This is a genomic window from Streptomyces sp. NBC_01669, from assembly GCF_026339735.1.
GTDB classification, from domain to species: Bacteria; Actinomycetota; Actinomycetes; order Streptomycetales; family Streptomycetaceae; genus Streptomyces; species Streptomyces yanii.
Genome location: NZ_JAPEQG010000001.1, coordinates 1,271,134 through 1,281,539, shown reverse-complemented (window position 1 = coordinate 1,281,539; position 10,406 = coordinate 1,271,134). Strand labels below are relative to the sequence as shown.

The following is a 10,406-nucleotide window of genomic DNA, read 5'->3' as shown; positions in this document are numbered from 1 at the left end:
CAGGAGGTGGGAACACCGGGAGATGTGGATTGTCGGCAGCGGGTCAAGATTTGGGCCAGGCGAGCGCCGGACCCCTCGCGTAGCGCCCGCGCAGTTCCTGTGCGACGCGGCGGGAAGCAGGGGGGCGTGCCGGGCGGAGTTTGGGACCATCCGGCCTTCCGGGCCTCGTGGCAGTTACGGGAGACAGCTCTGTCGATGGAGTCGTGCCGCCATCGGCCGCCGGTCCCTCGCCCGCTGTCGGGCCAGGGGGCGTCGGTGCGCTGGGGTCCGGTTCCTCGCGCAGCTGCACTTCGAGCTCATCGAGCCGGTCCAGCATTCGTGCGTCCGGCTGTGGCAGCACCATCGTGGGGTGCTCCACGGCCGTCGTAGCCTGGATCAGTGCACGCCGTGCACGGGCCGGGCTGGTCCCCAGCGTACGCATGAGATCGACACACTGCCGTGTCACCTCCTCCAGCGAGGGGCGGTCCTCAGGCCGGTACGCCAGCATCGGCACGACGACCGGGGCGAGCTCGCCAGGCATCCCGGACAAGTCCGGCCCGGACTCCGCGTTGGCGACCTGTGCGGCCACGGCCGCCCAGTGGGCGCCGTCGTACGGATAGTGACCAGTTGCCCCGTACAGCAGTGCCGTGCCAAGTCCGTACACGTCGGCGGCCGGTGTCACTTCCACCTGTCCCAGCGCCTGCTCGGGCGGCATGCAGCGGACCGTGCCTATGAGTATCCCGGCCTGGCTGAGCGACTCTTTCGACGCGCCGAGGAATGCACCGAGCCCAAAGTCGATGATCACCGGACCGAAGTCGCCCAGCATGACGTTCTGCGCCTTCAGATCGCGGTGCACAAGACCGGCATCGTGGACGGCGTTCAGACCCTCGGCCAGCAGTGCGCCGAGGCTCGCTACCAGTGCTGGGGCCAGTGGCCCCTGGTCCTTGACCACGTCGGAGAGCGGCCGGCCAGCAACGTAGTCCATAGCCAGCCAGGGCTGCTCCGCGAACGGATCGGCATCGATGAACCGAGCCACCCGGCCGGTTCCCGAGATCGTGCGCGCGATCGTCGCCTCACGTTCGAAGCGGGCGCGGGTGTGGGGATCTGTGCGGTCGGGGCGGATCACTTTCACCGCAACAGGTTCGCCTGCGGCCGAGTAAGCGAGGTAGACCTCTCCCATCCCTCCCGCTCCGAGCTTGCGCTCGACCGCGTACCGGCCGATTGTCATGGGTACCGCGTCCATCGCCTCACTACCCCCAGAATTACTTTGCTCAACGGACGCCTGACCACTTGCGCCACAACTCTAACGAAGCGATCACCAACCCGGACGGGACTTCAGCCCCCTGTCACGCGGTACGGGCGGCCCTGGCACCGCAGCCCCGGGCCGCCTCACAACCACAGAGCTCGCCAGTAGCTTCGTAGGCGATACAAGAGGCTCGACTATCCGGATTCCCCCGTGGCGCGGTACGTGGCCGTCGCCCATTCGTTCAGGAGAGTGTCGGCGACCGCTTCTTCGTAGACGGCGACTCTCTCCCTGGCCATGATCTCAGAGAGTTTCGGGTCCCACGATGTGCCCTGGGGCTTGCCGCTGAGTGGGATGTGATCGGTGTCGGCACGGACTCCGTTGAGGTAGTCCCCACTGCTCATACGCCAGGGCTCGGCGCCGTAGCGAGTGCGCAATGCATTGGTCATGGCGATGCCGGGCCAGTCGAAGTCGCCGTGGTACCGGAGCAGACCGCCGTTGTCGACGATAAGGCGGGCAAGGCGGTGGAAGGCGGTTGAGGGGCGGCCTTCTGCACAGATCAGCGGTGGGCTGCCCGCGCCCAGCTCGCCGGCGGCGCGGCGCAGTACGGCGGGGTTCTCGCAGACGTACACCGTTGGCAGGTTCACGGCTATCGGCAGGGTGATGAGCTGGTGGAGGGTGATGTGGAAGGGGGTGCCGTAGCGGGCGGCGTCGGTGAGCCACTGGCCCAGCCCCTGACCCGTCGCGGGGAGGTTGAGGACCAGCGCGCGGCTGGCGAGGTCGTCGACGATGACGTCGAAGGCGTCCCACAGCTCGCGTCGGGCCTCGGCTCCTGGTCCGAGTGGGACTCCGCGTGCGATGGCCAGGGCCCGCAGGACCAGGGTCGGCAGCGCGCCGCGGTCGGGGTTGAGGGCTTTGGTGTCTCCGGTGGTGGCGTCGGCCAGTGAGGGCAGCATGACCGGAGGCGTCCCGCTGGGGCGGCTGTGGAGGAATTCCAGGACGCGGACAGCCTGGCTGAAGCGGTGGGTGTCCGCTTTGTTGACCAGCCCGGTGATCGTGCCGTCGGATGCGAGGCCGACCAGCCATCTCCGGAACCAGGGGTGCTCGGTGTGCAGCGGGCTCGTCTCGCCCTCGGCCAGGATGTTTTGGCGGGCGTGTTCGAGTGTGGTCCGCTCTTCGGAGCGGAAGCGCAGCGGGGGGCCGATCCGTTCCAGGACCTCGCGGAGCGACATGCCCGTGACGTTGCGGACGCTCTCTTCCAGCACCGAAAGAGGGAGGGTGATGCGGCGGATGTCAGGCGAGCGGTAGGTTCCGGTGATGCCGATGACCGCGTTGCGCTCGGCTGTGGTCGGATTGGTCAGGCTGATGGAGCCCTCGATCTCACCGCCGTTCCGCTCGAGCGAGCGCCGGGCAGCGGCCAGAAGGCGGCGGAACTCAGGGCCCCGGTAGCGCTCGTATATCTCTGCTGCCTTGGTCATGCTGATTCCTCGGCGGCGTTGCTCGTCGGTTCGTCGTCGGGGATGTCACCGAGCAGTCCTGTCTGCGCGGGGACATGGCGACGGGGTGCGAAGCCGAGGAGTTCGGCAGCCAGGTCGTCGGATTCGGGATATTCGAGGTCGTCGAGGATCTGTTCGCCGTCCCAGACGAGCAGCATGGCGGAGACGGTGTGGGATGCCTCGTCGTGCTTCATGTCGTAGTGCGAGATCTGCGGCACCTCGGGGTAGGTGATCCACAGGTCGTAGCCCGTCATGAAGAGGTCGAGGTTGAACTTGGCGGTGAGGGCGAGAAGGTCGGGGCGGTACTTCTCGTCGATGCCGGCGAATGCCTCGTCCAGGGCGATCAGGCGCGGGCAGGTGGGGTAGGCGGAGCTGTACTGGGCGTGGGCGGCTGCGAAGAGCGGCAGGTGGATCGAGGCAGACTTCTCACCGCCGGACATCACGCTGTGCTTGGCCTTGGTGAGGACCTCCCCCTTCTTCTTCTCCTCCGGGCTCATGCCCTGCCGGAACAGGCGGAGTTCGAATCTGCGCCAGGCCCGGTAGTCCAGGACCTCGGCGATGACCTGCTGGTAGCTGCGCTTCTTGTCGGCAGCGGCCTTGGTGCGGATCTGGCTGCGCAGGTGGGAGCGGAGCTCGGCCAGCCCGGCGGGGCCCAGGCCGGATGCGTCCTTGTCGAGCAGCCTGTTGACGGCCTGCTGGGAGTCGGTGAGGGCGTCGGAAACGACCCAGTTGATGCCCACCGTCGCGCCGGAGGACATCGGCTTGGCCCGGGTATCGGCGTCCATGCTCTTGACCAGATCGCGGGCGGCGATGGTGCGGTCGTGGATTTGCTGGGCCAGGCCGGTCAGGAGCCCGTCCTCCAGGACGGTGCGTTCCTTGTCTTCCAGCAGCACACTCTGGTCGGCGAGCTGTTCGGCCAGGCGGCGTCCGAAGTCCGCTACGGGGGCGGGCCCTTCGCTGTCGGTGACCCGGGCCAGGATGATGTCGCCGGCCGGCTCCCACTCGAAGAGGTAGCCCTGGTCGGATTCCAGCAGGGCTGACTCCAGCGTGGTGATGGCGGTGGAGATCTTTGTCGTGACGGTCTTCAGGAGGCTCGCGGTGATCGGGCGACCACGGGTCGCCTCGTCGAGCGCGGTGATCAGTGAGGCGACGGATTCGGGGACGACGCTTCGGGCGGCCTCCGTTCCCGTGAGGGAGGTCTCGGGCGAGGTGAGGCTGTCCATGAGCGCTTGGACTGCCTGCTCGGGACTCGGCCACATGTCGTGCGGCAGCCAGAGGGTGTCGGTGGTTGCTTCGAGTAGGCCGAGAAGGTCGGGCCGGGCGTACGGCTCCAGTGTGAGGGTGGTGCGCACCTGCTCGGCCACGGCCGTGGCCAATGCTGTCTGGCCGAACTCCAGGGCGTGGGTCGCCTTCAGCAGCCGGTCTCGCTGCTCTTGTGCATCCTTCTTCGCACGGCCGTAGGTTGTCTGTGCCTCCGCGAGCTGTTCCTCGGATTCCGCGATCTGCTGGAGAATCTCCTGCAGAGGGGCTTCGAGCGTTGCCTCCTGGGTCCGCAGACGCTCCTCCTGAACGGCGAACTCGTCCGTGCGCGCCTGCAGCGCTTCGGCCTGCTCTGTGCAGGACTCGGTCTGCTCGTCGATGATCTCCTTCCGGCCGGCGATGTCGCGCTCGGCGGCCTCGGTCTGCTCCCGGCAGGTGGAGAGCTCTTTGCCGGCGTCGGCGAAGTCGTCGATGGCCTGGGCGACGTTGTCCAGTTCCTCGCGATGGGTGGGCAGGCGTGCGGCCGTGGCGGCATGGCGAAGCTGCCGGTTCTTCTCATGGGCCCGGGCGATCGCCCCGTCGAGTCGCTTGCGTACTTCGGTGAGGCGGCGGCGGGCTCCGGCGACCTTCTCCGCCACCACCGCGACCTCACGCACGGCTTCGGTGATCGCCTGGGTGCGGGGGAGCTCGCGCCTGGCGCGGTCGAAGTCGTCGCATGCTTCCTGCGCGTACCGCTGCTCTTCCTCGATACCGGCGAGGTCAGCTTCCAGGGCGGCGATGGATTCTTCGAGTCGATCCAGCCGCTCGCGCCGGCGGGCGGCCCGTGCGGTGGTCCCGATGTACTCGGGCTGTGCCTTGGGATGCGCACCGACCTGGACGCCGAGGCAGAAGTGCGAGCCGGTGGTCACCGAGGGAGCAGAGAGCGCATCGTCCAATGCCGGGGCGTCGTCCATGACGGCGACGGAGGCCAGAACAGCCTGGACGGTGGCAGAGCTGACGTGCTGCTGATCTTCGACGAGCAGGACATCGGCCAGGGTCCGTCCGGTGGGGCGCTGAGCAGGAGGCAGCGGGCGCAGATAGGCGTCGGCGATCTTGTCGTGCAGCGCCTGGTCGGTCAGCGCAGCGTCGGGGTGCAGCCAGGCGGTGAGAAGGCCGGCCGCGTACAGGGCGCCTTCCACCGCAGCCGCGTGGCCGTCGGAGATGTGATCGGCGAACCGTACGAGCTGCCACAGCGGGGCGCCCGGCCGCTCATCGCGGCTGGCAGGGCGCAGGTCACCGAAGGGTGGTGCATCGTCGCCCTCGGCTGCCACGGTGTCGCGCTCAGCCTGCGTGGCGCGCAGAGCGTCCGCAATGTCGCTGTGCTGCCGCTTCAACGTCGCAACGCGGGTCAGCGCGCTGGTGCGGCGCCGGTCGACGAGGTTATGGAAGACCTCCGGCAGCGGGGCCGCTTCGGGTTCCTCCACGGCGTCGATGGCAGCGCGCAGCACGTCGCCGTCGGCGGCGACCAGGACTGCGGTGTCGTCGCTGCCGCTCCAGCGGCCGATGAAGTCGTCCAGTTCCTGGCCGGTCTCTACGCGGGCGGTGGTGAGCTGCTCGGCCGCTGTGGCGGACTGCCGCTCGGTCTCCGTCAGCTCGCTGCTCGCCGCGTCGCACTGCTCCTGCTCGCGTTCTTGGTCCTTCGTGGCGTTCTCGAAGGCGCCCAGGAGGTCGTGTACGTCCTGCAGTTCGCTGCGACGCGCGGCAACCCGACCCGCGATATGCGTGTCCAGCTCAGCACCGAGATTCAGCGTGTCGTCGTCGTTCAGGATGCCGCAACGGCGCGCTGCGTCCATGAGGCCGTGGGTGTGCCGGGAGGCAGCTTTGCGCAGTTCATCGTGCCGCTGGAGGGCGCGGTCCGCCTCCCGCTTGAGAGTGGCCAAGCTCGCCTGGGCCCTGTTGAGGTGGTGTTCACTGCCGTCGATACCCAGGCGCTCGGTGCGTACGCGCTCGCGCAGTTCCTTGAGTCCGTCCTGCTTCTTGATGGCGTCGTGGTTCTTGTACTCGGTCAGACGGGCGTCGATCTCATTGCACCGGCGCTCGCTGGTATCCCGCTCCTGCTGTGCCGTGGCCAGCTCCCGCTCGGCGGCGCGGCGGTCGCCCGCCGCTTCCATGATCGTCTCACATTGGATGGCCGTGTCCTGGATGCGCCCGGAGACATGGTCGACGCGGTCACGGGCATGGGCGCGCAGGTAACTGGTGTATTCACGCAGGAAGTTACGGACTGCGGTATCCGCCCCCATCAGGGCGTTGAGGAGCGCCTGGATCTCGGCGAGGTTCTCGAAGTCGCGGGCGGCTTGGAGGACGAGGGCATCATCGACGGGGCGCAGTCCGGCGGTGAGGGTGTCGGACACCTTGACCGGGTCGAGGTCCTTGGCCAGCAGAGGGCGCCGCAGCTGGAGCAGAAGATTGACCAGTTGGTTGTAGCGCTCGCGGCCCAGCCCGAACAGCCGGTCATCGATCGCCTCGCGGTACGCCTCCGCCGTTGCGTAGATGGCCCCTTCGCCCAGCAGCTTCTTCAGGGCGTTCTCCCGCAGCGGGCGCGAGGCGGCGTCCAGCAGACCGAAGTCGATGCCGACCCTGCCCTCGGTGACGAAGAAGAAGCGGGCCGGCGTGGACATCGGCTTGGTCACCCGCATGCCGATCCCCACGGTGACGGCTTCAAGGACCTCATCATCGGGTCCGGTGCGGGCGAACTCCATCCATACATAGCCGTAAGCGGACTCCTGCTCCTTGTAGAGCAGGTTCGACTTCATGGTCCGCTCCTCGCCGCTGAACGGATCAAGACGCCGCGCGTCAAGGACACCGTCCAGTACGAGGGGGAACAGGACTTCGAGGGCCTTGGTCTTGCCGGAACCGTTGTGCCCGCGCAGGACCAGGCGGCCGTCGGCGAAGACGAACTCCTCGTCGGTGTAGTCCCAGAGGCCGATCACCCCGGCGCGCGTGGGCTTGAAGCGAACCTCCGGCTGGTCAGCGGTGCGGGAATGAGGGATGAGCGTCATCGAGAGGTTTCCTCAGTGGGGAAGTCGAGAGCGAACTGGCCGTCGAGCGCGGGACGTGGCAGGACGGCGGTGATGTTGCGGTAGCGGCCGGCCGCAGGCCGCACCAGCACCCCGCCGGGGACGATATGGACAAGGCACAGGTCCGCCAGGAGTGCGATCGCCTCGGACTGCAGCCCGCCGGGATCGGCCTGCCACTTGTTGGTGAAGGAGGAGGGGCCGAACTCTTCATAAAGTTCGGTGATCATCTGCTCCAGCGTGCCGTCTTCCACGAAAGGCAAGCTCGTCTGCCCCTCATCCTCCGTGGCGCCGGGATCGGCCTCATCCGGGTGCTGGCCGGTGTCCGCGTGGGGGTCGTGAGCCAGCGCTTCGAGCGTGCCGGCCTGCGGCAGGGCCATATCGATACGGCGCACCAGGTCGGCGTGTTCCTCCCCCGGATCGGCGGGCAGCAGGTACTGGAGAGTGCCGGCTCGGTCCGGGTCCTCCCGAAGGTCCGCGATCTTCGCGAGCATCAGCCCGGCGGTGCGGTTGACCGCGCCGCCGCGGCCGGGGAACCGCTTGTCGGTGAAGTGCCCAGTGGTGTCGACGAGCATGATCCCCTCGGCCCGGCGCTCGACGGGCAACCCGGTCAGCCGTGCGATGTCCTCGGCCAGGGTGGGCTGGCGCAGCGCTATCGCCGTCTCCGCGTCGGTGTCGCCGAAGTAGACCACCGGGTACTCGATCAGCAACCGCCGGGCTCGCTGGGCAGCGTACCGCCGCCGGGGGTCCCGGCCGATGCCGGCGGTCAGCGCATCCAACAGGCCGGCAGCGCTGACCAGATGCTGGAGGGGCTTGTTCGGCCGGAACAGCGCCGCGCAGGTGTCGTGGTCGATGTCGAACAGCGCGTCCCCACGGTCGTGGTCACGGGCCCAGTCCTCCATGGACCCGTCGGAGATCCGCAGCGCACCGCGGTCGACCAGCCAGTCCACCACGTCAACGACCGCGTCCTTGTGACCCGGCGCGGTCGCATCGAAGCCCAGGTGCTCGATCGCATTGGCCGAGGGCGCGAGGAGCTTGACGAGATCGGCGAGGTTGATCTCGACCCGCGACCGGTGCAGGCACGCCAGGATCAGGCACAGGTAGGCCAGCCGGCGCCGGTCGAACGGCTTCTTGCTCTTCACCGTCAGGAACGCCTGGCTGGCATCGAAGGCATCCAGCCGCCGCAGCAGCCGTGCGTGATGGGCGCTGGTCTGCAAGGAGTAGCCGAACAGGTCCCGGAAATCCTTGGCCAGTTCGTCGGCCCACTGCAGCACCAGCGCAAGGGCCTTGGCCCGCGGGTAGCTCTCGTTGACGACTCCGTGCAGCAGCATGAGCCGGGCCGCTTGCTGGTACGAGCCAAGGTCCGCAGGCTCCACAGTTGCGGCTACGCGATGGGCGGGCATCAGGACGTCTCCGTTCGGCGTCGACGCATCGCACCGTGGGGCTTGATCTCCAGAGTGAAGCCAGGCAGGTGCAGAGTGCCGGTCTCGGTCCGCAGCTGGCTGCCGCGCTCGCTTGGGACCAGGCGCAGCGTCAGGACGTCGCTGCTGCCGGTGCCCGAACGCAGCCGGCCCGCCACGATCGTCCGCGCCTGAAGGGCACGGGTCAGCAGTTTCAGCACGGCGCGGGTCTCCGCCGCGTTCAGCACCCGATCGTGGGGCCCATGGTCCAGAAGATCCGTGGCGGCCTCCCGGTCCGCGGCCCGCTCCGCCAACTGCTGCTCACGCAGCCGGGCATGGGCACCACGGCTCGCCCGGACCGGCTGCGGGCCGCCCGGCGCCGGCCGCTTGCCATGTCTGAACAAGCTGATGCTGACCTCCACCCCGGGCGCATCCCACCACGTCGTACGCGGCGAGATCTGATCACCATCGTCATGCGCGCCCGACAGATGCCGCACCGAGCGCAGGTCGAAAGCAGCGGACACCAGAGCGTTGGCCGCCTGCTCATCCGGCGCCCCGGCCGCCCAGGTGGCGAGATGCCGCAGCTGGGTGGTCCGGCTCACCCCGCCTCGCCGCGACTCCGTCACCTGCCGCAATAGGGCGATGACCCCGGAGATTGCGGTGCGGGTAGCGCCTTGCAACTGGGCGGCCTTGGTCTCCCCAGCACCTTCCGCCAAGAACCACTGGCGCAGTCCCGTCCAGCGCCGCCGCCAGTCCTCAAGCCGCGCGGCCGGACGCATCATGGGCCGCTCATCTACACCGGCGGCCCGCTCCAACAGGGTCTCCACCCCGCTGTCCTCCACCTCGTACACGGCCTCGGCCAGCCGGGGTGCGTAGCGTTCCAGCTCTGCCGTGAACTCACTCATGTGCGCCAGCAACGCGTGCTTGTAGCGCAGAAACGTCTCCGGGGAGATATCCGTCGTACGCGCCACGTCGTTGAGGGTCAGATAGAAACGCGCCGCCCGTTGCGTCATGTCCTCCAGCACACTGTCGAGGCGCGCGAGCTTGCGATACACCTCGTCCCGGTCGCCTTCCCGGTTCGCGGCCGCCAGCGCCTTGAAGTCCGACAGGATGTCGGCGAAGACCAGCCGTGACAGGTTCGCGTCCTGCACGCGGGAGCCGATGACCTCCTCCACGGCGCAATAGACGCGGTAACCAATCTCCGTGAACTGGTAGACCGACTGCCGGTTTCGGTACGCGGCCAAATTGCCGCACCGCGCCGCGTCCTCCACCCGGTAGAGGACCTGCTCATTGTCCGCGGACAGGTTGTCGAGCATGGCTCGTAGGTTCAAGTCTGCGGCAGACGGCACCTCGTCATGCGCTGTCGCGAGCTCGTTGAGAGCGCTGGCTACGTCGTCGGGGTGGACCTGCAGCTGGTGGACGGCACGTAGCACGTTCATCGCCCGCAGCACCCACAGGTAAGCCACGTGGTCATCGCGCTGGGTGAAGTTGAACAGCCGCAGGCGGTCGCCCACTGTCAATGAATCAAGATCGAATGACTCGGAAACTCCCGAGTCATCTCGCTGGAACACCAATGCTGCCCCTCGTCTCGAGTCGTATTGCGCATACCTTGACAGGCGGCACTGACAATGACCGTAGAATTCGAACGAATGGCCTATTTCTGGTGTGGTTATTGGCTGATGTATCGGAGCCTCGGGGCCCGCGTGTACACAAGCGGTTCCTGCCAAAGAACTTGCCACTGCCAGACGCGGAAGATCCGATGAACTCGTCCCAGATGGCGCCTTACGGGCGTGCGGCATCGGACGCCCGACTGGGGAGAGCGCTGCTGGCCTGATCGACTGCGAACGCAGCAACGTCGCTGGATCATCTGGCCCCTGCAGTCTGAGCCAGCGTGTGCTTAGAAGGCACCTGCTCTATCCACTGAGCTACGGGGGCTGACCTGCGAAAACGCAGCTTCCTTGCGCTGTCCCCCGGG

Annotated in this window: 5 protein-coding genes; all 5 read right to left on the bottom strand. The window is 67.8% G+C overall.

The features are described from left to right. Positions 1–43 precede the first annotated feature (43 nt). Entirely contained in the window at positions 44–1,207 is a 1,164-nt protein-coding gene (locus OG972_RS05795; RefSeq protein WP_266978891.1) for a serine/threonine-protein kinase, read from the bottom strand. Positions 1,208–1,419: 212 nt separating this feature from the next. Beyond that, positions 1,420–2,700 (bottom strand): TIGR02679 family protein, encoded by a 1,281-nt coding sequence (locus OG972_RS05790; RefSeq protein ID WP_266978889.1) that lies wholly within the window; start codon positions 2,698–2,700, stop codon positions 1,420–1,422. Further along, on the bottom strand, positions 2,697–7,016 hold the full coding sequence (locus OG972_RS05785) for a TIGR02680 family protein (protein WP_266978887.1): 4,320 nt from the start codon (positions 7,014–7,016) through the stop codon (positions 2,697–2,699). The genes OG972_RS05790 and OG972_RS05785 overlap by 4 nt, the downstream gene beginning before the upstream one ends. Continuing rightward, a complete protein-coding gene (locus OG972_RS05780) occupies positions 7,013–8,434 on the bottom strand; it encodes a DUF2398 family protein (RefSeq protein ID WP_266978885.1) in 1,422 nt (473 codons plus the stop codon). Before OG972_RS05780 ends, OG972_RS05785 begins: the two co-directional genes overlap by 4 nt. After that, complete coding sequence (locus OG972_RS05775) at positions 8,434–9,945, bottom strand: TIGR02677 family protein (RefSeq protein WP_266978883.1); 1,512 nt, start codon at positions 9,943–9,945, stop codon at positions 8,434–8,436. Before OG972_RS05775 ends, OG972_RS05780 begins: the two co-directional genes overlap by 1 nt. Positions 9,946–10,406: the final 461 nt, after the last annotated feature.

Bases quoted from the DNA above. Each gene is read 5' to 3' on its own strand.
- OG972_RS05780 (WP_266978885.1), bottom strand. From the start codon at position 8,434: ATGCCCGCCCATCGCGTAGCCGCAACTGTGGAGCCTGCGGACCTTGGC.
- OG972_RS05795 (WP_266978891.1), bottom strand. From the start codon at position 1,207: ATGACAATCGGCCGGTACGCGGTCGAGCGCAAGCTCGGAGCGGGAGGG.
- OG972_RS05790 (WP_266978889.1), bottom strand. From the start codon at position 2,700: ATGACCAAGGCAGCAGAGATATACGAGCGCTACCGGGGCCCTGAGTTC.
- OG972_RS05785 (WP_266978887.1), bottom strand. From the start codon at position 7,016: ATGACGCTCATCCCTCATTCCCGCACCGCTGACCAGCCGGAGGTTCGC.